20 protein-coding genes are annotated in these 21315 nt (G+C 66.3%); 10 read left to right on the top strand and 10 right to left on the bottom strand.

The window, feature by feature from the left end; all coding sequences use genetic code 11:
• From carA to O5K31_RS04535, 3 genes are all read right to left on the bottom strand, one after another.
• Complete coding sequence (gene carA / locus O5K31_RS04545; protein ID WP_269716136.1) at window positions 1–1170, bottom strand: glutamine-hydrolyzing carbamoyl-phosphate synthase small subunit; 1170 nt, start codon at window positions 1168–1170, stop codon at window positions 1–3.
• 172 nt (window positions 1171–1342) lie between these two features.
• On the bottom strand, window positions 1343–1852 hold the full coding sequence (locus O5K31_RS04540) for a hypothetical protein (RefSeq protein WP_269716135.1): 510 nt from the start codon (window positions 1850–1852) through the stop codon (window positions 1343–1345).
• A complete protein-coding gene (locus O5K31_RS04535) occupies window positions 1846–2298 on the bottom strand; it encodes a hypothetical protein (protein WP_269716134.1) in 453 nt (150 codons plus the stop codon). The genes O5K31_RS04540 and O5K31_RS04535 overlap by 7 nt, the downstream gene beginning before the upstream one ends.
• A 156-nt stretch (window positions 2299–2454) precedes the next feature.
• On the opposite strand from O5K31_RS04535, the gene O5K31_RS04530 reads away from it, so the two are divergent.
• A complete protein-coding gene (locus tag O5K31_RS04530) occupies window positions 2455–3153 on the top strand; it encodes an HAD family hydrolase (RefSeq protein WP_269716133.1) in 699 nt (232 codons plus the stop codon).
• A 12-nt stretch (window positions 3154–3165) separates the two neighbouring features.
• On the opposite strand, the gene glpK is transcribed toward O5K31_RS04530, so the two are convergent.
• The gene (gene glpK / locus O5K31_RS04525; RefSeq protein ID WP_269716132.1) at window positions 3166–4644 is read right to left on the bottom strand and encodes a glycerol kinase GlpK; all 1479 of its coding nucleotides are present in this window, start codon (window positions 4642–4644) and stop codon (window positions 3166–3168) included.
• A 173-nt stretch (window positions 4645–4817) separates the two neighbouring features.
• Here glpK and O5K31_RS04520 point away from each other — a divergent pair, with 173 nt between their 5' ends.
• From O5K31_RS04520 to O5K31_RS04505, 4 genes are read left to right on the top strand one after another with little or no spacing between them, the layout of a single operon-like run.
• A complete protein-coding gene (locus O5K31_RS04520; protein ID WP_269716131.1) occupies window positions 4818–5219 on the top strand; it encodes a helix-turn-helix domain-containing protein in 402 nt (133 codons plus the stop codon).
• A 55-nt stretch (window positions 5220–5274) separates the two neighbouring features.
• On the top strand, window positions 5275–5514 hold the full coding sequence (locus tag O5K31_RS04515; protein WP_269716130.1) for a hypothetical protein: 240 nt from the start codon (window positions 5275–5277) through the stop codon (window positions 5512–5514).
• 7 nt (window positions 5515–5521) lie between these two features.
• Complete coding sequence (locus tag O5K31_RS04510) at window positions 5522–6034, top strand: sigma-70 family RNA polymerase sigma factor (protein WP_269716129.1); 513 nt, start codon at window positions 5522–5524, stop codon at window positions 6032–6034.
• A complete protein-coding gene (locus O5K31_RS04505) occupies window positions 6031–6624 on the top strand; it encodes a hypothetical protein (protein WP_269716128.1) in 594 nt (197 codons plus the stop codon). Before O5K31_RS04510 ends, O5K31_RS04505 begins: the two co-directional genes overlap by 4 nt.
• On the opposite strand, the gene O5K31_RS04500 is transcribed toward O5K31_RS04505, so the two are convergent.
• Window positions 6621–7343 carry a UTRA domain-containing protein gene (locus O5K31_RS04500; protein WP_269716127.1) on the bottom strand — a complete coding sequence of 241 codons (723 nt, stop codon included), beginning with the start codon at window positions 7341–7343 and terminating at the stop codon, window positions 6621–6623. The genes O5K31_RS04505 and O5K31_RS04500 overlap by 4 nt on opposite strands.
• Window positions 7340–8548 (bottom strand): imidazolonepropionase, encoded by a 1209-nt coding sequence (gene hutI, locus O5K31_RS04495; protein WP_269716126.1) that lies wholly within the window; start codon window positions 8546–8548, stop codon window positions 7340–7342. Before hutI ends, O5K31_RS04500 begins: the two co-directional genes overlap by 4 nt.
• Before the next feature lie 63 nt (window positions 8549–8611).
• Here hutI and O5K31_RS04490 point away from each other — a divergent pair, with 63 nt between their 5' ends.
• The 3 genes from O5K31_RS04490 to hutH are packed head-to-tail and all read left to right on the top strand — an operon-like array spanning window position 8612 to window position 13211.
• Window positions 8612–9943 (top strand): formimidoylglutamate deiminase, encoded by a 1332-nt coding sequence (locus tag O5K31_RS04490; RefSeq protein ID WP_269716125.1) that lies wholly within the window; start codon window positions 8612–8614, stop codon window positions 9941–9943.
• Between the two features lie 56 nt (window positions 9944–9999).
• Window positions 10000–11676: a urocanate hydratase gene (hutU, locus tag O5K31_RS04485; RefSeq protein ID WP_269716124.1), complete on the top strand. Its 1677-nt coding sequence runs from the start codon at window positions 10000–10002 to the stop codon at window positions 11674–11676.
• Window positions 11673–13211 (top strand): histidine ammonia-lyase, encoded by a 1539-nt coding sequence (gene hutH / locus O5K31_RS04480; RefSeq protein ID WP_269716123.1) that lies wholly within the window; start codon window positions 11673–11675, stop codon window positions 13209–13211. Before hutU ends, hutH begins: the two co-directional genes overlap by 4 nt.
• A gap of 64 nt (window positions 13212–13275) precedes the next feature.
• Here hutH and O5K31_RS04475 read toward each other — a convergent pair whose 3' ends face one another.
• From O5K31_RS04475 to O5K31_RS04460, 4 genes are all read right to left on the bottom strand, one after another.
• On the bottom strand, window positions 13276–16035 hold the full coding sequence (locus O5K31_RS04475) for a TonB-dependent receptor (protein WP_269716122.1): 2760 nt from the start codon (window positions 16033–16035) through the stop codon (window positions 13276–13278).
• 228 nt (window positions 16036–16263) lie between these two features.
• A complete protein-coding gene (locus tag O5K31_RS04470; RefSeq protein WP_269716121.1) occupies window positions 16264–16632 on the bottom strand; it encodes a c-type cytochrome in 369 nt (122 codons plus the stop codon).
• A 2-nt stretch (window positions 16633–16634) separates the two neighbouring features.
• Window positions 16635–18836 (bottom strand): xanthine dehydrogenase family protein molybdopterin-binding subunit, encoded by a 2202-nt coding sequence (locus O5K31_RS04465; RefSeq protein WP_269716120.1) that lies wholly within the window; start codon window positions 18834–18836, stop codon window positions 16635–16637.
• 1 nt (window position 18837) lies between these two features.
• Complete coding sequence (locus tag O5K31_RS04460) at window positions 18838–19293, bottom strand: (2Fe-2S)-binding protein (RefSeq protein WP_269716119.1); 456 nt, start codon at window positions 19291–19293, stop codon at window positions 18838–18840.
• A gap of 122 nt (window positions 19294–19415) precedes the next feature.
• On the opposite strand from O5K31_RS04460, the gene O5K31_RS04455 reads away from it, so the two are divergent.
• Together O5K31_RS04455 and O5K31_RS04450 are read left to right on the top strand one after the other, a co-directional pair.
• A complete protein-coding gene (locus O5K31_RS04455) occupies window positions 19416–20432 on the top strand; it encodes an adenosine deaminase (RefSeq protein ID WP_269716118.1) in 1017 nt (338 codons plus the stop codon).
• 159 nt (window positions 20433–20591) lie between these two features.
• A complete protein-coding gene (locus O5K31_RS04450; protein WP_269716117.1) occupies window positions 20592–21272 on the top strand; it encodes an isochorismatase family protein in 681 nt (226 codons plus the stop codon).
• Window positions 21273–21315 lie beyond the last annotated feature (43 nt).

Genomic DNA, 21315 nt, shown 5'->3' with positions numbered 1-21315 from the left:
CTACGCCTTAGCCTTGCCCATGTTCTCGGCGAACCGCTCAAACAGGTACAGGCTGTCGGTGGGCCCGGGGCTGGCTTCCGGGTGGTGCTGGACGCTGAACACCGGCTTGCCCGACAGCTCGATGCCGGCGTTGGTGCCGTCGAAGAGCGAGACGTGGGTTTCCTTGACCGGCGACGGCAGGGTCTCGCGCTCCACGGTAAAGCCGTGGTTCATCGAGACGATCTCGACCTTGCCCGTGGTCAGGTCCTTCACCGGGTGATTGGCCCCGTGGTGCCCCTGCTCCATCTTCACCGTCTTGGCGCCAAGCGCGAGCGCCAGCATCTGGTGGCCCAGGCAGATGCCGAACACAGGCTTGCCGCTCTCGACCAGCTTGCGAATCTGCGGCACCGCGTACTCGCCCGTGGCCGCCGGATCGCCCGGACCGTTGGACAGCAGCACGCCGTCCGGGTTCCGGGCCAGAATGTCCTCGGCCGAGGTGTCGGCCGGAACCACGGTCACGCGGGCCCCGACCTGGGCCAGGGAGCGAAGGATGTTGCGTTTGACGCCAAAGTCCATGACCACGACGTCGTACTTCGGCGCCTCAAGCTTGCCGTAGCCTTCCGGCCACGACCATTCGGTCTCGGTCCATTCGAACGACTGGCGGGTCGAGGCGTCCTTGGCCAGGTCCAGGCCCACCAGGCCGGTCCATTCGGCGGCCTTCTTCTGTAGGGCGGGGATATCGAACTCGCCCGTCGGGCTGTGGGCGATGACGCCGTGCGGCATGCCCTTCTCGCGGATGATGCGGGTCAGGGCGCGGGTGTCGACGCCGGCCAGGCCGACGACGCCGCGGCGCTCCATCCAGCCGGCCAGGGTCGAGTTAGAGCGCCAGTTGGCCGGATCGGTCGGCGTGTCGCGGAAGATCGCGCCACGGGCCGAGGTGTCGGACGAGCCGCCGATCTGCTCGATGTCTTCGCTGTTGGTCCCGACATTGCCGATGTGGGGGAAGGTGAAGGCGACGATCTGCGACATGTAGGACGGGTCGGTCAGGATCTCCTGATAGCCCGACATGGCGGTGTTGAAGCAGACCTCGCCCAGGGCCTCGCCCACCGCGCCGACCCCGATCCCTTGCAGGACCGTGCCGTCAGCCAGAACCAGAACCCCCGTAACCCCAGGCAGCAGCTCGACGGACATGGGACATTCTCCTGTGGGGGCATGGTCGCAAAACGGCGGGCGAAGGGCTACCCCTCGCCCGCCGGCAAACGCGCGGGTCATTACGGTCTGGGGCCGGCGCGGTCAACACCGCAGGGCCGATCAATGGTCCCTTTTACGGCCGCTCCAGTCGCCCCGCGGGGCGACTCGTCAGTCAGTCAGGGACGTCCTCGACGATCGTGAAATCGTCCTCCGGCAAGACGGGAAGACCGCACGTCTTGCCCTGGCCCAGATTCCACAGGTGCCTGGCCCGATCGCGCAGCGGCTGCAGAGCGACCGATTCCGCCCGCAAGGCGTCCTGCTTTCGGGTTTCGACCGCGAACGAAGTCATCATCGACGCGATGGCCGCCGCCTGCACCGCCTTGCCTGGGACCATGCCGCTGCCGACGATCATGGCGGTGGCGGGATTGCCGATCAGGTTTCGGGAATCGCCCGGCAGACCCTTGGTCGCGTAGCCGTCGACCATGGCGTCGAGCTTCTTTTGCGGTTCGTCCGCGCGCGCGTTCAGGGCGTCGATCTCGGACTTGAGCTGGCCGCAGTCCTTGCGGCTGTCGCCCGCACGGACCACCGCATAGGGCGCGCCGGCGGTCGGAACGTCGATCTCGACCTGAGCCAGGGCGGGCGTGGCGAGGATCGCCGAAACCAGCAGGACACGGCTCAGCATTGCTTTGACTCGTACAGGCGGTTGAGGTGGTCGAGCCGCGCTTGGACATCGCCTTCCGACATCAAGTCGCGCTGGGCGTCCATGGTCTGGCTGGTCAGGTTGTTGACGTCAGCGGCCTGCTTGGCCTTCACGGCAGCGTTCAGCAGGGTCGATCCCATGGGGACCATCGACGCCACGCCGCCGACCAGGCTGGTGGCGGCGCTGGTGGCCATGGTGCTGGTCACCATGCGATTGGCCGCGCCCATCATCTGCTCCATGGCGGCTACGCGACGCGACGCCATCTGGGCGTTCGTCCCGTTGATCTCCGCGATCAGGACTTCGCAGCTCATCTGGCGATCGCCTGGCCGAATGACCTGGAACGGCTCGGCGGCCGGCGCCTGGGCCCACGCCTGTCCAGTCAGCCCCGCAGCCATCGCCGCGACCGTGATCGTCTTGCGTCCAATCAAATCCTCACCCTCGGCGCGATGCGGGCGCCGTCCTCGTGAGAGGACGGAAGCCCGATAGGGCCGCCGTTCAAGGCTCAAGCGACGAACGGTCCGGGCTGCAAGACGGACGAGTACGAGGGGATTTGCCTCGCCCCGCCGCGGAGGTATTTAGCGGGCATGCCCATCACAACCATCGGCCTCGATGCCGACGACACCCTCTGGCACAACGAGACGCTGTTTCGCCTGACCCATAAGCGGTTCGTCGAGCTGCTTTCGGATTGCGCCGAAGAGGCCGCCCTGGAGAGCCGCCTGGCCGAGGTCGAAAAGCGCAACCTGCGTCTCTACGGCTACGGGGCCAAGGGCTTCACCCTGTCGATGATCGAAACCGCCCTGGAACTGACCGAAGGCAAGGTCTCCACCCGCACGATCAGCGAAATCCTGGCCGCTGGCCGCGACCTGCTGGCCCATCCCATGGAGCCGCTCTCAGGCGTGGAAGACGCCCTGGCCGCCCTGACCGAGCAATATCGCCTGGTGCTGATCACCAAGGGCGACCTGCTGCACCAGGAGCAGAAGCTGGCCGCGTCCGGCCTGGGCGACCACTTCTCGGCCGTCGAGATCGTCAGCGAGAAGGACGCCGACACCTATCGCCGGGTTTTCACCCGTCATGGCACCGGACCGGAGGAGGCCGCCATGGCCGGCAACTCGGTGCGCTCGGACATCCTACCCGCGCTTGAGGCCGGCGCCTTCGCCGCCCTGATCCCCTACCCGCTCGTCTGGGCGCACGAGGCCGCGGAAACGCCGAACGATCACCCGCGCTTCGCCCAGCTCGAAACCCTGGCCGATCTGCCGGCCTGGCTGGAGAACGTGCAAGCCTAGTCGCCTGGAGCCCTAGGTGCGAACCCGCGCCAGGGCGGCGCGCCAGCCGGCGATCTCGGCGTCTCGGGCCTGGTCCTTCATCTGCGGACCGCACTCGACATCGCTCTTCCAGAGCGCGGCGATGTCGTCGAGTGATCCGAACAGCCCGGCGCCCAGCCCTGCCAGGGCGGCAGCGCCAAAGGCCGTGGTCTCGGTCACCTTTGGGCGGATCACGGTCAAGTTGAGGATGTCGGCCAGACGCTGCAGGAAGAAGCCGTTCTCGGCCATGCCGCCATCCACGCGCAAACGGGTCGGCGCGACGCCATCGGCCGCCATGGCGTCGAGCAGGTCGCGGGTCTGATAGACGGCGCTGTCCAGCCCAGCCCGGGCGATCTCGGCCCTGCCGCTGGCGCGGGTGAGACCGACGATGCCGCCGCGAGCGTCAGGATCCCAGTAAGGCGCGCCGAGGCCCGTGAAGGCCGGCAGCAGATAGACCCCGCCCGTATCGCCGACCGACCGCGCCAGGGACTCGACCTCGGACGCGCGCGAGAACAGGCCCAGCCCGTCGCGCAGCCACTGGATGGTGGAGCCCGCCGATAGGATGGAGCCCTCGAGCGCGTAGGTCGCCTTGCCCCCGACCTGATAGGCGATCGTGGTCAGCAGGCGGTTTTGCGAACGCACCAGTTCCTCGCCGGTGTTGAGGACCAGAAAGGCGCCTGTGCCGTAAGTGCTCTTGACCTCTCCTGCAGAGAAGCAGGCCTGACCGACCAGGGCCGCCTGCTGATCACCCGCCACGCCGCGGATCGGCAGGGCGACACCCAGGACGTCCTCGTCTGTGACACCGAAATCGCCGGCGCTGTCGCGCACTTCGGGCAGTACGCTCATGGGCACCCTGAACAGAGCGCAGAGGTCGGCATCCCAGCATCCCTTGCGGATGTCGTATAGGGCCGTGCGGCTGGCGTTGGTGGCGTCGGTGGCGTGGACCTTGCCGCCTGTCAGACGCCAGATCAGGAAGCAGTCCACAGTGCCGAACGCCAGGCGCCCCGCCTCGGCCGCTTCCCTTGCGCCGTCAACGTGATCGAGAATCCAGGCCAGCTTGGTGGCGGAAAAATAGGGGTCGAGACGCAGCCCCGTGCGCTCGGTCACCATCGCCTCGTGACCTTGCGCCTCCAAGTCGCGGCAGACCTGGGCGGTGCGGCGGTCCTGCCAGACAATGGCGTTGTGGATCGGAGCGCCCGTGCGGCGGTCCCAGACGATTGTCGTCTCGCGTTGGTTGGTGATGCCCACGGCCTTTGGCGTTCGGCCTGCGCCCGCCTTGCGCAAGGCCTGCCGACCCGTCGTGAGGGTGGTGGCCCAGATGACCTCCGCATCATGTTCCACCCAGCCGGAAGCGGGAAAGATTTGCTCAAACGGCTGCTGGGCGGTCGCCACGATTTCGCCCGAGGTGGAAAAGACTATGGCCCGACTCGAACTGGTCCCCTGGTCGATCGCCAGCAACGTGTCGTGCGTCATCGGATTCTCCCGTGGTTTCCGCTGGTCGATTTAAGACCTGACCCGGCGGAGCGACACAAGGTCACGCGTAGTCGGGCCGTAGTCAGGGGGGCTCGCTTTCGTTGTCGAGCTTTGGCATAGGGTCGCTACGCGTTTAGCGACCCTCCGAAACAATCTGACTTCTGGAGTTGTGTGTGTCCGTTTCTGAAGAAATGCTTGGCCCCGACCCGATCGATGTCGCCGTCGGCGCCCGCATCCGCGCCCGCCGCAAGGTGCAGGGCCTGAGCCAGAGCCATGTGGCCCAGCAACTGGGTCTGACGTTCCAGCAAATCCAGAAATATGAGCGCGGCGTGAACCGCGTCTCGGCCTCCAAGCTGGTGCAAATCGCCGGCCTGCTGGGCACCAGCGTCGCATGGCTGGTGGGCGAGGACGAAGGCGCCTCGACCGACCAATGGACCATCCTAGGCGAAACGGGAGCCATGGAGCTGCTGCAGAGCTTCTCCGAGCTGAAGTCGCCCCGGGCCCGCAGCGCCCTCGTCCGCCTGGCTCGCGCCATGGCCGCGGATGAAACCGGCGACAGCGAAGACGCCGCCTGAAAGAAATCCGTGTCCGCCCCGACTATTCCCATCAGACCATGATCGGGAGCGCGACATGAACTGGAAGAAAATCTTGTTGGGGGTCGTAGGCGTCGCTTGTCTGGCGTCCTGGATCGCCTTGGGCGTCGGCCTGGCGCTCGACGTCGAAAGGCCGCTCCGCCTAGGCCTCGTCGTAGCCGCGGCCATAGCCACCGAAGCCCTGTTCTGGTCGGTCGCCGCCGTGCTCGGCGTCAGCGTCGTCCAGGCGCGCCGACAGATCTGGGCCAAGGTCACCGGCCCCTTCCGCCGCGCCTGAGGCGATATTGAGCGCTCCCCATATCGAGGCGCTGTTCGACGAGGTCGCGGACCAGCACGGCCCGATGATCCGCCGTATCGCGGCCAGCTATGAAGCTGATCCCGAGGCTCGACGCGAACTGCAGCAGGATATCCTGATGGCCGTCTGGCGCGCCTTGCCGGGTTGGCGAGGCGAGGCCTCGGTCCGCACGTTCGCAGCGCGGGTGGCGCACAATCGCGGCGTCGATCACGTGGCGCGCCACGCGCGAGCGCCGAGGACCGTCGAGCTGGACGAGCAGTTGGCGCTAGATGCTCCATCAGCCCACGACGTGGTTGAGCGTAGCGAGCAGCGCGAACGGCTGATGCGGGCGGTGCGCGCGCTGCCCCTCCCCCTTCGCCAGGTCACCGTCCTGACCCTGGAAGACTTCACCCCCAGCGAGATCGCCGACGTCTTGGGCGTGGGGGCCAACGCGGTTTCGATCCGTCTCACCCGGGCCAAGGCGGCCCTGCGTGAGGCGATGCAACGGCAGGAGCGGTCATGACCTCCGATCCCGAATGGAACCATCTGGCGGACGCCTGGCGCGACGAGCCGGCGACGACGGAGGCCTTCGACCTTACAAGGATGCGGGCGAGGCTGAAGCGCCGGGCGCTGGTCGCCCGCTTCAAGGCAGCCGCTGATGTGATCCTGTGCCTCGCCGTCGCGGGCATAGCGATCTCGGCTATAGCCAAGGGTACGGCGGCGGGTGTGATCATGGGCCTGGGCGGCCTGGCGTTCGTGCTCTTCGGTCTGACCGTCGCCTTCTGGGTGGCCAGAGCGCCTTGGGAGACGCGGGCGGGAACCGTCGATGCAGCCCTGAAGTCCGAAATCGTCCAAACCCGCAGCGCCATCCGACGAGCGCGATCAGGCTACTACATGTCCGCGGGGGCCATCGTCTTCATCATCCTTACGGCGATCACGCTGCACCCGAGTCTGGGGCGAGCGAGAAGTGACGATACGATTTTCGCGATTGGGCTGAGCCTGCTGACGATTGTCGGCGCGGTGGCCTGGGGCGCATGGATGGACCGGCGGCTGAGCCGCAAGCTGGTCCGCCTGGAAAAGATCCTAGCCGAACTGACGGCGGAGGAAGACTAGCCCAGAGCCGTCGGCCGCAGAATTTCGCCGGTCAGGGCATAGCGCGAAGCGGGATAGATCAGCCTCACGGCAGTGACGACCTGACCTTGCAGTCGGGTCAGACGCTCGACCTCGATGCACGGTTCGCCATCCGCCATCGATAGCAGCTCGCGCACGCGCGTATCTGGCACCAGGGCGCGAATGGCCGCGGCTCCCTCCGGATAGGGGAAGCGCGACATCAGGTGGGCAAAGTAGGTCTCGCGACCCAGATCGACCTCGGCGATGCCCGGCGCTATGGCTGGATTGACCAGCCGGTCCTCCAGCTGGATCGGCGCGCCATCCTCGATGTGCAGCACCACAGCATGGAACAGTACAAGCCCGGCGGAGGCGCCGAACAGCGCCGCCTCGGCCATGGTGGCCGGACGAGTCTCGGCGCTGACGGAACGCGCCTCGTGCCGGCCGCCGCGCGCTGCGATCTCGTCGGCGATGTCGAGCAATTTGACCGCCATGACGTGAGCCCGCGCCGGAGCGACGAAGGTGCCCTTGCCCTTGGCGCGGGTCAGATAGCCGTCGCCTTGCAGGTCGCGTACGGCGTGATGGACAGTCATCCGGCTGGCGCCGAATTCGTCGGCCAGCTCGTGTTCGGAGGGGATGCGGTCGCCGGCCGCCCAGGCGCCGGCGGTGATCCGCTCCAGGATATGGCGTCGGATGCGCGCCTTGAGGCTGTCGTCGCCGCTCAAAGGAACTGACCGCCCTTAACCGTAGCGATGCATGCGTTGTCGCCTGGGGCGTAAGCGATCTCGGCGGGCGAGGCGACTTTCCAGATAGCGAAATCGGCGACCTTGCCGACCACCAGTGTTCCGTGCGTGGCCGATAGGCCCAGCGCCGCCGCCCCGTGACGCGTCACGCCTGCCAGCGCCTCCGCCGGCGTCATGCGAAACAGGGTGCAGGCCATGTTGAGGATCAGCGGCATGGACGTGATCGGCGAGGTGCCCGCGTTACAGTCGGTCGCCAGCGCCATGCCCACACCGTGCTTGCGCATCAGGGCGATGGGTGGAGCGACCGTCTCGCGCAGAAAGTAGAAAGCGCCCGGCAGCAGCACGGCCGGCACGCCGGCACGGCCCATGGCGGCGATCGACTCTTCCGAAGCATGCTCCAGATGGTCAGCGGACAGCGCGCCGAACTCCGCCGCCAAGGCGCCGCCACCCAGATCGCCCAGCTGGTCCGCGTGCAGCTTGACCCGCAGGCCCAGCTTGGTCGCCGCCTTGAATATCCGCCGCGTCTCAGCCGGGGTGAAGGCAATGCTTTCGCAAAAGGCGTCGACGGCGTCGGCCAGCCCCTCGGCCGCCATGGCCGGCAGCATCTGGTCGATGATCAGGCGGACGTAGGCGTCTCGGTCATCCTTGTGCTCCGGCGGCACGGCGTGGGCGCCGAGGAAGGTGGTCTTGACCTCGATCCCTCGCTCCTCGCCCAGGGTGCGGGCGACCCGCAGCATCTTCAGCTCGCTGTCGAGGTCCAGGCCGTAGCCGGACTTGATCTCGACCGTGGTGACGCCGCCGGCGATCAGCTTCTCGGCCCGAGCGTGGGCGAGGTCGAGCAACTCGTCCTCGGTCGCCTCGCGGGTGGCGCGCATGGTCGACAGGATGCCGCCCCCAGCGCGGGCGATTTCCTCATAGGTCGCGCCCTCCAACCGCATCTCGAACTCGCGCACGCGGCTGCCCGCGTAGACGAGGTGGGTATGGCAGTCGATCAGGCCGGGGGTCAGCCAGGCACCCTTGAGCTCATGGACCTTGAGGGCGGCAGGCGCCTGCGAAGCCGGGCCGATCCAGGCGATACGGCCGTCTTGGACGGCGACGGCGCCATTCTCAATCACGCCGTAACCGGTCTCGTCCGCCATGGTCGCCAGATGGCCGCCGGTCCAGACCGTGTCGAACTCACCCTGCATTGCCGCCGCATCCGTCCTGCGTCATTGTCTTGTCTATACAAGCAGGGTTCTGGTGGGTCGTCCATGCAGTGGAACTACGAGCAGGCGCTGACCGCCGAGGGTTGGCGCCGCGATGTCGCGGTGAGCATCGACGCTGCTGGATTGATCACCAATGTGGCGCCCGACAGTCCCGGCGTCGGTACGCCGGTGAAGGGCGCGGCCGTCCCCGGCGTCGCCAACGCCCATAGCCACGCTTTCCAGCGCGCCCTGGTCGGGCTGACCGAGCATCGCGGGGCTGAACGCGATAGCTTCTGGACGTGGCGCGAGGCCATGTACCGCCTCGCCGCCACCATCACGCCCGAAGACCTGAACGCAATCGCCGTCCAGCTCTATGTGGAGATGCTGAAGGGCGGCTACACCGCCGTCTGCGAGTTCCACTACCTGCACCAGGCGCCTATTGGCGGCCGGGCCATGGGCCAGGCCGTGATCGACGCGGCGGCGCGGACGGGCATCGATCTGACCCTGCTGCCGACCCTGTACATGACCTCCGACTTCGGCGGCGCGGCCCCGAACGAAGGACAGAAGCGGTTCGTCCATTCGGTCGAGGACTTCCTGCGCCTGCGCGGCGACCTGCAGGCCGACGGCGTCGTGATGGGAACGGCGATTCACAGCCTGCGCGCCGTGCCGCCAGCGGCTTTGGCGCAACTGCTCGCAGGGCTGGAAGGCGACAGCCCCATCCACATCCACATCGCCGAGCAGCGCAAGGAGGTGGAGCGCTGTCTGGAGGTGACCGGCGCGCGGCCCGTGGAATGGCTGCTGGCCAATGCCGCCGTCGACAGCCGCTGGAACCTGGTTCACGCCACCCATGTGGTCGAGACGGAGATGGCGGGAATCCGCGCGGCGGGCGCGACCGTCGTGCTGTGCCCCACCACAGAGGCGAACCTGGGCGACGGCGTCTTTCCGGCCGAGGCTCATCTGAGCGCCAGCGGCTCGATCTCCATCGGCTCGGATAGCCATGTGAGCGTCAATCTGGCCGAAGAACTGCGCCTCCTCGAATATGGACAGCGGCTGATCACGGGCGAGCGCAATGTGCTGTCCAGCGTGGGCGAGCCTCATACCGGAGTGCGCCTGCACAAAGCCGCCGCAGCCGGAGGTGCGCGGTCGAGTGGCCGGGCGACAGGCGTCATCGCCCCGGGCACGCGCGCCGACATCGTGGTGCTGGACACCGACGCCGCCGCCCTGTTCGGCCGCGAGGGCGACAACGTGCTGGACGCCTGGGTGTTCGGCGGCTTCGCCGATCCGGTGAAGGACGTGATGGTCGGTGGGGTCTGGCGGATCATCGGCGGACGGCATGGCCGCGAGGACGAGATCGCCGACGCCTATCGCGCGGCGATCAGCCGCCTGAAGTCCGTTTGACAGCTTGTATATACATTTCTAGCTTCGAGACCCAGACCACCCAGCGGAGATTTAAGATGAACGCGCCCGCCCGCTTCGCAAACGCCCGCCGGGTGACCGCCCCCCGCGGCCCGCAGCTGAACGCCAAGTCGTGGCTGACCGAGGCGCCGCTGCGTATGCTGATGAACAACCTCGATCCCGAAGTGGCCGAGAACCCGGACGAGTTGGTGGTCTATGGCGGCATTGGCCGCGCCGCCCGCGACTGGGACAGCTTCGACCGCATCGTCGAGACGCTCAAAGTCCTGGAGGACGACGAGACCCTGCTGATCCAGTCGGGCAAGCCGGTGGGCGTGTTCCGCACCCATGCCGACGTGCCCCGCGTGCTGCTGGCCAACTCCAACCTGGTGCCCAAGTGGGCGACCTGGGAGCATTTTGGCGAACTCGATCGCAAGGGTCTGATGATGTACGGCCAGATGACGGCCGGATCGTGGATCTACATCGGCAGCCAGGGCATCGTTCAGGGAACCTACGAGACCTTCGTGGAGATGGGCCGCCAGCACTATGCCGGCGACCTAACCGGCCGCTGGATTCTGACCGCCGGCCTCGGCGGCATGGGCGGCGCCCAGACCCTGGCCGCGACCATGGCCGGCGCATCCATCCTGGCCATCGAGTGCCAGCCCAGCCGCATCGAAAAGCGCTTGGAGACGGGCTATCTCGACCGCGCGGCCAATACGCTGGACGAGGCGCTGGCGATCATCACGGACGCGACGGCCAAGGGCGAGGCGGTCTCGGTCGGCCTGTTGGGCAACGCCGCCGAGGTCCTGCCCGAGCTGCTGCGCCGTGGCGTGCGGCCGGACGCCGTCACCGACCAGACCAGCGCCCACGATCCGGCGAACGGTTACCTGCCCGCCGGCTGGAGCCTGGAGCAGTGGGCCGAGCGCAAGATCAGCGATCCGACCGCCGTGCGCGCCGACGCCCGCGCCAGCATGGCGCAGCATGTGAAGGCCATGTTGGCCTTCCACGAAATGGGCGTGCCGACCTTCGACTATGGCAACAACATCCGCCAGGAGGCCAAGGACGCGGGGGTCGAGAACGCCTTCGACTTCCCCGGCTTCGTGCCCGCCTATATCCGCCCGCTGTTCTGCCGCGGCGTCGGTCCGTTCCGCTGGGCCGCCCTGTCCGGTGATCCCGAGGACATCCGCAAGACCGACGCCAAGGTGAAGGAGTTGATCCCCGACGATCCGCACCTGCACCGCTGGCTCGACATGGCTGGCGAGAAGATCCAGTTCCAGGGCCTGCCGGCCCGCATCTGCTGGGTGGGCCTGGGCCTGCGGGACAAGCTGGGCCTGGCCTTCAACGAGATGGTGGCCAGCGGCGAGCTGTCGGCCCCCGTGGTCATCGGCCGCGACCATCTGGATAGCGGCTCGGTCGCCAGTCCCAATCGCGAAACCGAGGCTATGAAGGACGGCTCCGACGCGGTGTCGGACTGGCCGTTGCTGAACGCCATGCTCAACGTGGCGGGTGGCGCGACCTGGGTGTCGCTGCACCACGGCGGCGGGGTCGGCATGGGCTATTCGCAGCACTCTGGCGTCGTCATCGTCTGCGATGGCACCGAGGCCGCCGCCAAACGCATCGCCCGCGTCCTGTGGAACGACCCGGCCACCGGCGTCATGCGTCACGCGGACGCCGGCTATGAGGACGCCATCGACTGTGCCCGGACCAACAACCTTCACCTGCCGATGCTGACCCGATGATCGACCTCACCGTTTCCGAAGCCGGCTTCACCCTGGCCGACCTGCGCGCGATCCACGACGGGCCAGTGCGCCTGACCCTGGACGCGGCGGCGCGGGAGCGCATGGCCGCCAGCGCCGCGACGGTCGAAGCGATCGTCGCCAGCGGCAAGACCGTCTATGGCATCAACACAGGCTTTGGCCTGCTGGCCTCCGAACGTATCGGCGACGGCGAGCTGGCCCAGCTGCAGAAGAACCTGATCCTGTCGCACTGCTCGGGCGTCGGCGAGTTCATGGCCGACGAGTGGGTGCGCCTGATGATGGCGCTGAAGGTGATGAGCCTGTCGGCCGGGGTCTCCGGCGTGCGGCTGGAGGTGGTCGACACCATGCTCGCCCTGCTAGCGCACGAGATCTATCCGTGCGTGCCGGCCAAGGGGTCGGTGGGCGCATCGGGCGATCTGGCGCCCCTGGCGCACATGTCCGCGGTCCTGATGGGGGTGGGCGAGGTACGCCGTGGCGGCCACATCATGACCGCCGCCGAGGGACTGAGCCTGGCCGGCGTGCCGCCGGTGGAGCTGGCGCCCAAGGAGGGGTTGGCCCTGATCAACGGCACCCAGGCGTCCACGGCCATGGCGCTGTCGGGCCTGTTCAAGACCCTGCGCGTGTTCGGCTCGGCCCTGGTGGCCGGCGGCATGAGCGTGGACGCGCTCAAGGGCAGCGATACGCCCTTCGATCCGCGCATCCACGCCGTGCGCGGTCATGTGGGCCAGAAGGATGTGGCCAAGGCGCTGCGCGATCTGATCGCCGGCAGCGACATCCGCAACAGCCACGTGGACTGCAGCCGGGTGCAAGACCCCTACTCCTTGCGCTGCCAGCCGCAGGTGATGGGCGCGGCGCTGGACGCCATTCGCTTCGCCGCCCAGACCCTGACCATCGAGGCCAATGCGGTCACCGACAATCCGCTGGTGTTCAGCGACCCGGCCGAGGCTCTGTCGGGCGGCAACTTCCACGCCGAACCGGTGGCCTTCGCCGCCGACCTGCTGGCCATGGTCCTGTGCGAGATCGGCAACCTGTCCGAACGCCGCCTGTCCATCCTGGTGGATCCGAAGATGAGCGGCGGCCTGCCAGCCTTCCTGGTCAAGGACGGCGGGCTCAATAGCGGCTTCATGATCCCGCAGGTCACCGCCGCCGCCCTGGCGTCGGAGAACAAGGGCCTGGCCCACCCGGCGTCCGTCGACACCATCCCGACCAGCGCCAACCAGGAGGACCATGTCAGCATGGCCGCCCACGGCGCGCGCCGCCTGTCGGACATGGCCTGGAACACCTCCACCATCGTGGGTATCGAGGTCCTGGCCGCCGCCCAGGGCCTGGACTTCCATCGTCCGCTGAAGTCGTCGGCGGCGATCGAGGCGGCGCATGCGCTGGTTCGCGAAAAGGTCGATCACTACGACCAAGACCGCTACTGGGCCGATGACTTGGAGCGCGGCGGCGCCCTGGTCCGGTCCGGGGCCCTGCTGGTCGATATCGACTGGCCCGCCCCGCTGGACTGCCTGAAGTAGAACCCAACGAAAAAGGAGCGCCGGATCACTCCGGCGCTCCTCGTCTCTCAGACCTCGCGGTCGATCAGAAGGTGTAGCGGACCCCCACCAGGATTTCGCGACCGGTGTGGTGATACACGGTCATGCGGTTGGTGGAGTCATTGAATTGATCCGAGTACTCGTCGGTCAGATTCACGCCTTCCAGGGTCAGCTTGATCTTATCGTTCAGCGTGTATTGGACGGAGGCGTCGACGTTAAACGTCTCGTTCGTCCCGTCGAACGACGTACCCGCTTCCTGACCAGGAACGCGAGTCAGGTACTTGTCGCGGTAGGCGGCCGAGACGCGGGCGCTGATCTTGCTGTCTTCGTAATACAGAGTGGCGTTGTAGCTGTTGCGCGACAGACCGGTCAGGTCGCCTGAAGCCACAACCACGCCTTGGCCGTTCACATAGTCCACGTCCGACTTCACGTAGGTGTAGTTCAGCAGCGCGCCCATCTTGCTAAGCGGGCCAGGCAGGAAAGTGAACGGCTGCTGGTAGTTGATCTCCAGACCCTTCAGGTCCGCGCCATCGGTGTTGACCGGCGTGGTGAAGCTCCAGATCGGCAGTGTGGCTGCGCATTCCGTGGCCGGACGCGATCCGCAAGCCGCGGTGGCGACGCTGTCGGGCAACCCGAACGGATTGCCGCTGAAGGGCACATTGGCCAGTTGCTGGGTCTGGACCAGCGTTTCGATGTCCTTCTTGAACAGGGCCAGCGACAGCAGCGCCCCGCGATTGAAGTACCATTCGAACGCCAGATCGTAGCTCTTGGCGCGGAAGGGCTGGAGGGCTGGGTTCCCGGCGCTGGCCGCGAAGCCGTTACCCGACACGGTGACGGTCGAGCCCGGCGTCAGGCTGCCGAGATCCGAACGCGCCATGACCTTGGCCGCGCCGAAGCGGATGAGGAAGTTCTCACGCGGCTCGAACACGATGTTCATAGAAGGCAGGGTGTCGTCGTACTTCTGACCAGCGGTGGCGGCGACCGGCGTTCCGCTGACCGACGAGAAGCCAGTAGAGTCTTGCTTGGTCTCGACATAACGGACGCCAAAATTGCCGCGCAGCGGCATGTCGGCGATCAGGGTGTCGAAGTCGGCCTGCACATAGGCGCCGGTCGACTCTTCGGCCACGCCGCGGTTATTGCCGAGCGCCGGTTCCGAACCCAGACGGAAGAGGCTGGGATCGTTCAGGTTCAGCGCGTTCACCGCCGCAAAATAGTCGGGGATGACCGTGTTGGTCCCGCCTAGGTTGACGACCTTGCTGAAGCTGCTGCGCGACAGCGCGGCCAGAGCCGCCGGGATTGAGGTCTCCAGATTCGCGGTCGTGCCGTTCGAACGGCGCAGCTCGCTGGTCTCGAACTCATACTTCTTCCAGCTGACGCCGGCGCTGAACTTGAAGGTCTCGTTCAGCTGGTAGCTCACGTCGCCCTGAACGGTGTCGTATGTGTTCTTGGCGAACTGCGGACGCATGCGGATTTGGGTCAGGGTCCAGGCGTCAGGCGTGGTCAAGTTCGCGTTGCCATAGCCGATCGTCGGCATGCGGCTGGTGAAGTCGTACGAATAACCGTCGACGTTCAGCTGGTCGAAGATGACCGTGGTCTGGATCGGGTTCTTGTGATCCGAGACCGAATGGCCGACGACGCCCGAGAGTTTGATCTTGTCAGTCAGCTCGTGCTCGCCCGACAGGGTGAACTGGGTGAACTCGGTCGACATCTTGTCGAAGCGGTTCTCGGTCCGCAGATCGACGTCGTTGAAGGTCCCCGAGATCAGGGTGTTGTCGCCGTTGATCACGCCCGACAGCAGGTCCACGTCGCCCATGCCGTTGACGCCGCTCGTGCTGAACACAGGAGCTTCGAGGTACTGTTCTTCACGCGTTTGGTCGAAGTCGGCGTACAGAGCATCGAAGGTGATCAAAGTACGGTCGGTCGGACGCCACTGCAGGGCGCCCGTTACGCCCAGACGCTTGTTCTCGCTGTTGAACACGTCAAAGCGCGGGAAGCGCGGGTGAAAGGCCGCATTCGCCTGGGCCAGGGTGATGCCCGGCGCCGTAGACGACTGGAAACCCGGAGCAAAGGCGCTGCCGCGCGCCCAGCGCACAGTGCTGGCCCCCTCTTCGATCAGCTTGCGTTCGCTGTAGGCCACCGAAATCAGGGCGCCGAAGGTGTCGTCACGCCAGGTGTTGGAGATCATCAGCGCCGTGCGCGGGCTGACATTTTCAGACAAGTCGTTGTAGCCGGCCAGGGCCGACGCAGCGATCTTGAAGCCGCTATAGTCAAACGGGCGCGCGGTGCGCAGATCGACGGTCGCGCCTAGCGAACCTTCCTCGGTCGAGGCCTCGGCGGTCTTGCGGACCGTGATCGAGTTGAAGAGATCCGAGGCGAAGACGTTGAAGTCGAACGAACGGCCACGGTTGGTGCCGCCCGAGGAGTCGGCCGAACCGACAGTCGTCAGAGCTTCCATGCCATTGATGCGGACGCGGGTGAACTGCGGACCAAGGCCCCGAACCGAGATTTGGCGACCTTCACCACCGTCACGGGCAATGGCCACACCCGGGATACGCTGGATGGATTCCGACAGGTTGAGGTCCGGGAACTTGCCGATGTCTTCCGCCAGGATCGAGTCCACGGCGGCGGCTTCAGCGCGTTTGACGTTCAGAGCCTTGTCCAGGCTGCTACGGAAGCCGGTGACGACGACGGCTTCGACTTCATCGGCGCCGGCGGTGTCTTGGGCTTGTGCCTGACCGGCGATCATCGCGACGGTCAAAGCGGTAACGGACGCGCCGAGGCGCAAGCTCGTGTGAGCTTTCTTCATCTTCCCCTCCAAGGTTCTGCGCCGACCCACAAAAAGGTCGCAGCCGTCTAAACCGCGGCTCTCAGCAGATAGGCGCTTCCTATGATACCGGTGTCATTTTTTTGTCCGGCACCTGAAGCGTTTATTGGCAGTTTTTCAGATTTCCGCAAGCCTTTGATCCAAAACCCGCATTATCCAATGCTGATTTTGTACTTTATCGTCAAAAATTGGCGCCTTTTGCGGACCGCTTTACTTCACTGTAGCGAGATAGGCGATGACGTTGGACCGGTCCGCGGCGTTGGACAGGTTGATGAACATCGATGTGCCCGGGACCGATTTCGCCGGCGCGGCCAAGAACCCGTCCAGCTCCGCTTCGGACCAGGTCTTGCCCGAGGCGGTCATGGCCTTGGAATACCTGAAGCCCGGCGCGACGCCCGCCTTGCGGCCCACGACCCCATTGAGGGACGGCCCCATGGGGCCGGATGTCGCCTTGTGGCAGGCGACGCAACGGGCGAACACCGCCTTGCCCTTCACGGCATCGCCAGCCGCCAAGGCCGGAGCGGCGAACAACAGGCTGGCCGCCAGTACACCGGCCGCCGGAAGACGAAGATGGATCATGCTCACGCCTTCAGCAGTTCGACATCGATGGGCAGCTTGCGGATGCGCTTGCCCGTAGCGGCGTAGATCGCTCCGCACAGCGCCGGAATGACCGGCGGCAAGGCCGGCTCGCCCAGGCCCGTGGGCGGATAGTCGGTCTTCAGGAAATGCACCTCCACCTCCGGCGAGTCCGCATGGCGCAGGAGGGGGAAGTCGTGGAAGTTGCTCTGCACGGCCGCGCCGCCTTCGATCGTGATCGCCTGCATGGCCTGGCTGATGCCGTCCAGCACCGACCCTTGCACCTGGTTCAGGGCGCCGCTGGGATTGACGATGTGTGCGCCAACGTCGGCGCCGACCCAGACCTTATCGACCTTGAAGGCGCCGTCCTTGACCGTCGCCTGCACCACTTCGGCGAAGTAGCCCAGATGGCTGTAGTAGAAGGCGACGCCGACACCCGTACCCTTGGGCAGAGCGCCCTTGCGGCTCTTGCCCGCCCAGTCTGCTTTCTCGGCGACCAGCTTCAGGACATCGATCATCCGCTTGGAGACGAAGGTCTGCTGAGGGTTGAATACGACCTCGGGCGTACGCGACAGCAGTTCGATGCGGAACTCGACCGCATCCCTGCCCGCCGCCTCGGCCAGCTCATCCAGGAAACCCTGATGCACGAAGGCGAAGGCGTTGCTGCCCGGCGCCCTTAGCCAGCCGGTGGGAATTCCCGACTGCATGATGGAACGCTCGACCTTGTAGTCGGCCAGGTACTTGTTCGGAAACTGGTTCAGGTGCAGGTCGGCGCCGGCGCTGACCGCCTCCCCCGTTCCGAAGGTGACGAAGTGTTCGCGCCACGCCGTCAGCTTGCCGCTGGCGTCGAGACCCGCCTCGAAATTGTGGTAGCCGGCGCAGCGATAGAAGTCGTGCTGCATGTCATCTTCACGGGTCCAGATCAGTTGGACCGGTGCGGGAACGTCCTTGGCGATACGCGCCGCCTCGATCATGTAGTCGTTCATCAGACGACGGCCGAAACCGCCGCCGCCGCGGATCATGTGGACAGTGACCGCCGACGGATCGACGCCCAGCATCTGGGCGACCTGAACGCGGCCGGGCTGAGGAAGCTGGGTCGGGGCCCAGATCTCCATCTTGCCGTCCTTGAACCACGCCGTGCAGTTCTGCGGCTCCAACGGCGCGTGGGCCACGAAGGGATAGGCGTACGAGGCCTTCACCACCTTGGCCGCGCCCTTGATGGCGGCGGGCGCGTCGCCGTCGTTGATCAACGTCTTGTGCGACGGAGACGCGAACAGCTTGGCGGCCTCCGCGTCAAAGCCGGCCGTGCTCTGGGCGCTGGTCGGGTGGTCCTGCCAGACGATGTTCAGGGCTTCACGCCCCTTGCGGGCCGCCCACCAGGTGTCCGCAACCACAGCGACGCCACCCAGCAGGCCATCCATGCGTCCGTTGACCACCGGGGCGCCCTCAACCACGAAGGCGTGCCGCACACCAGGCACGGCCTTGGCGGCCGCGAGATCGGCGCTTTTCACCTGGGCGCCGAACACCGGGGCCTTGGCATAGGTGGCGTACAGCATTCCCGGCAGCCGGGTGTCGATGCCGAACAGCGGCTGGCCCGTGACGATCTTGGGATTATCAACGCCGGTGAGGGCCTTGCCGATGACCTTGAAGTCCTTGGGGTCCTTCAGGGCGACGGCCTTAAGGTCCGGCGCCGGCAAAGCCGCCGCCTTGCCCGCAAGCGCGCCATAGGCGGCCTTGCGGTTGCTGGCTTTGTGCAGGACCACACCCTCATTCGTGGTGCATTCGCCAACGGGCACGCCCCAGTCGGCGGCGGCCGCGGCGATCAGCATCTGGCGACCCGCCGCACCGACGCGGCGCAGGGTGTCCCAGTTGGTCGGCGTCGACATGCTGCCGCCGGCGATCTGGCGGCCATAGGCGTCGGGATCGGTGCGAGCCATCTCGACCTTCACCTGCGTCCAGGCGACATCCAGTTCTTCGGCGATGATCTGCGGAAGCGAGGTCTTCACCCCCTGGCCGACCTCGGGGTTCTTGGCGACTAAGGTGACCATGCCGTCGGTCCCGATGGTCACATAAGCGTTGAGCGTCCCGCTTCCGGCCGCCATCGAGGCGGTGGTCAGCTTGAAGCTCAGCATCAATCCGCCGCCGGCGGCTACACCCGCCTTGAGGAAGGCGCGGCGCGAGGGCGTGTGCATGTTTCCGTCAGCCATGTCAGACTCCCGCCGCCTGCTTGATAGCCGCCTTGATGCGCAGATAGGTGGCGCAGCGGCACAGGTTGCCGTTCATGGCGGCGTCGATGTCATCGTCCGTCGGCTTGGGCGTCGTCGCCAGCAGAGCGGCCGCGCTCATGATCTGACCGGCCTGGCAGTAGCCGCACTGCGGCACGTCATGCTCGATCCAGGCCTGCTGCAGCTTCTTGCCGACAGCGGCCGAGCCGATGCCTTCGATCGTGGTGATCTTGGCCTCGCCCACGCTCTCGACGGGCGTCAGGCAAGCGCGCACGGGCTGGCCATCGATATGGACGGTGCAGGCGCCGCATTGGCCGACGCCGCAGCCGAACTTGGTGCCGACCATGTCTAGCTTGTCGCGCAGCACCCAAAGCAGGGGCGTGTCGCCCTCTACATCCACCGACTTGCGGCTTCCGTTGATGGTCAGATTGATCGGCATCTATTCCCCCTCGCAAGCCATGGCCCAGCTTGCAGACAGCATCCCAAGCTTAGTGGCGAATATTGGGCCCGCAACGCCTGTCGTGCTTGACCGGCGGCTTTCGTCGCCCAAAACCTGTCTGCATGACCCAGGACCTGACCGCTTTCATCGCCGGCCTGCCCAAGGCCGAGCTGCATCTGCACATCGAGGGCAGCCTCGAACCGGAGCAGATGTTCGAGTTCGCCCAGCGCAACGGCGTGACCCTGCCCTTTGATTCGGTGGAGGCGATCAGGGCCGCCTATGCCTTCTCCAACCTGCAGGACTTTCTGGACATCTACTACGCCGGGGCGGGCGTGCTGCTGACCAAGGCCGACTTCCACGACCTGGCCATGGCCTATTTCCGCCGTCTGGCGGCGGACGGGGGACGACATGCCGAGATATTCTTCGATCCGCAGGCCCACACCGATCGCGGCGTCCCGTTCAGCGTCGTCGCCGATGGCCTGCTGTCAGCCATGGATGAAGCGGAGAAGACCCTGGGCGTGACCTCGAAACTGATCCTCTGTTTCCTGCGCCATCTGGACGAGGACGCCGCCTTCGAGACCTTGAAGCAGGCCGAGCCCTATCTGGACCGCATCGCGGGGGTCGGGCTGGACTCTTCGGAGGTGGGACACCCGCCGTCCAAGTTCGCGCGCGTGTTCAAGGCCGCCGCCGACAAGGGCCTGAAGATCGTCGCCCACGCCGGCGAGGAAGGCCCGCCTGAATATGTCTGGGAGGCCCTGGACCTGCTGGCAGTCGACCGGATTGACCACGGCAACCGCGCGTTGGAAGACGAGGCCCTCACAAAGCGACTAGTGGTTGAGGGCAAGACCCTGACCGTCTGCCCCCTGTCGAACCTGAAGCTGTGCGTGGTGGGCGACCTGACCGACCACCCCATGAAGCGGATGCTGGACCTGGGCCTGAAGGCGACGGTGAATTCCGACGACCCTGCCTATTTCGGCGGCTATCTGAATGACAACTGGCTGGCGGTAGCCAAGGCGACGAACCTGACTCGCGACGACCTGATCACCTTGGCCAAGAACAGTTTCACCGGCTCGTTCCTGTCCAAAGATCAGATCGCCGAGCACATGGCGGCGATCGACGCCTACGCGGCGGCGAACTGACCGAACACGCGGCCAACTGAACAGGCGGCTGGCCGGCGTCTATGCCGGTCCCGTGCAAAACATCATCGAATCTCGCTTTCGTCATCGGCCGTGTCGCTGAAGCATTCGGGCAGCCTTACAGACTTGCCCCTTCTCCGCTCACCGACAGGGAACAACCACATGCCGACCGCGCCGAAAGCCAAATCTAGCGTCCTGCCGACGGGCGGGGGCGCCGCCCTCATGGACCCCGCCGACACGCTGATCCTGCTGCTGGATCACCAGTCAGGCCTCTTCCAGACCGTCCGCGACATCCCTGTCGCCGACCTGCGGCGAAACGTGGAGATGATCGCCAAGCTGGCCACGCTTCTGAACATTCCAGTCATCACAACCGCCTCCGAGCCGGGAGGCTCGAACGGCCCGCTCATGCCGGAAATCCACCACTTTGCGCCGCACGCGGTTTACGTCCCGCGCAAAGGCGAGGTGAACGCCTGGGACAATGATGACTTCGTCGCCACCGTACGGGCGAGCGGGCGCAAGACCCTCGTCATGGCCGGGGTATGGACGAGCGTTTGCGTGATGTTCCCGGCGCTGGACGCGCAGGTGGCCGGCTACGACGTCTATGCGGTCATCGATGCATCCGGCGACCCCAGCGAGATGGCCTCGCGCACGACCCTGGCCCGCTTTGTCCAGGGCGGCGTCAAGCCAACCTCCACCAACGCGCTGCTTTCCGAACTCCATCGCACCTGGGCCCGCCCGGAGGCGGCCGAACTCGCCAAGCTCTATGCGCTGGCGGCGCCCAACTATGCCGCCGTGATCGAGAGCTTTGTAAAGGCGCAGGAGGTCGCAAAAGCGGCGCCTTAGGCCTACCTTTAGGGGCGTCGGCATCCGCCGCATCCTGGGGAGC

Source organism: Caulobacter sp. NIBR2454 (assembly GCF_027474405.1).
Taxonomy (GTDB): Bacteria; Pseudomonadota; Alphaproteobacteria; order Caulobacterales; family Caulobacteraceae; genus Caulobacter.
Note: the sequence above shows the minus strand (reverse complement) of the source record. Positions and strands in the feature narration are given on the sequence as shown.

Excerpts from the sequence above, each read along its gene's own strand:
- carA (WP_269716136.1), bottom strand. The coding sequence starts at position 1,170 with ATGTCCGTCGAGCTGCTGCCTGGGGTTACGGGGGTTCTGGTTCTGGCT.
- O5K31_RS04540 (WP_269716135.1), bottom strand. The coding sequence starts at position 1,852 with ATGCTGAGCCGTGTCCTGCTGGTTTCGGCGATCCTCGCCACGCCCGCC.
- O5K31_RS04530 (WP_269716133.1), top strand. The coding sequence starts at position 2,455 with ATGCCCATCACAACCATCGGCCTCGATGCCGACGACACCCTCTGGCAC.
- glpK (WP_269716132.1), bottom strand. The coding sequence starts at position 4,644 with ATGACGCACGACACGTTGCTGGCGATCGACCAGGGGACCAGTTCGAGT.
- O5K31_RS04515 (WP_269716130.1), top strand. The coding sequence starts at position 5,275 with ATGAACTGGAAGAAAATCTTGTTGGGGGTCGTAGGCGTCGCTTGTCTG.
- O5K31_RS04505 (WP_269716128.1), top strand. The coding sequence starts at position 6,031 with ATGACCTCCGATCCCGAATGGAACCATCTGGCGGACGCCTGGCGCGAC.
- hutI (WP_269716126.1), bottom strand. The coding sequence starts at position 8,548 with ATGCAGGGTGAGTTCGACACGGTCTGGACCGGCGGCCATCTGGCGACC.
- O5K31_RS04490 (WP_269716125.1), top strand. The coding sequence starts at position 8,612 with ATGCAGTGGAACTACGAGCAGGCGCTGACCGCCGAGGGTTGGCGCCGC.
- hutU (WP_269716124.1), top strand. The coding sequence starts at position 10,000 with ATGAACGCGCCCGCCCGCTTCGCAAACGCCCGCCGGGTGACCGCCCCC.
- hutH (WP_269716123.1), top strand. The coding sequence starts at position 11,673 with ATGATCGACCTCACCGTTTCCGAAGCCGGCTTCACCCTGGCCGACCTG.
- O5K31_RS04475 (WP_269716122.1), bottom strand. The coding sequence starts at position 16,035 with ATGAAGAAAGCTCACACGAGCTTGCGCCTCGGCGCGTCCGTTACCGCT.
- O5K31_RS04470 (WP_269716121.1), bottom strand. The coding sequence starts at position 16,632 with ATGATCCATCTTCGTCTTCCGGCGGCCGGTGTACTGGCGGCCAGCCTG.
- O5K31_RS04465 (WP_269716120.1), bottom strand. The coding sequence starts at position 18,836 with ATGGCTGACGGAAACATGCACACGCCCTCGCGCCGCGCCTTCCTCAAG.
- O5K31_RS04460 (WP_269716119.1), bottom strand. The coding sequence starts at position 19,293 with ATGCCGATCAATCTGACCATCAACGGAAGCCGCAAGTCGGTGGATGTA.
- O5K31_RS04455 (WP_269716118.1), top strand. The coding sequence starts at position 19,416 with ATGACCCAGGACCTGACCGCTTTCATCGCCGGCCTGCCCAAGGCCGAG.
- O5K31_RS04450 (WP_269716117.1), top strand. The coding sequence starts at position 20,592 with ATGCCGACCGCGCCGAAAGCCAAATCTAGCGTCCTGCCGACGGGCGGG.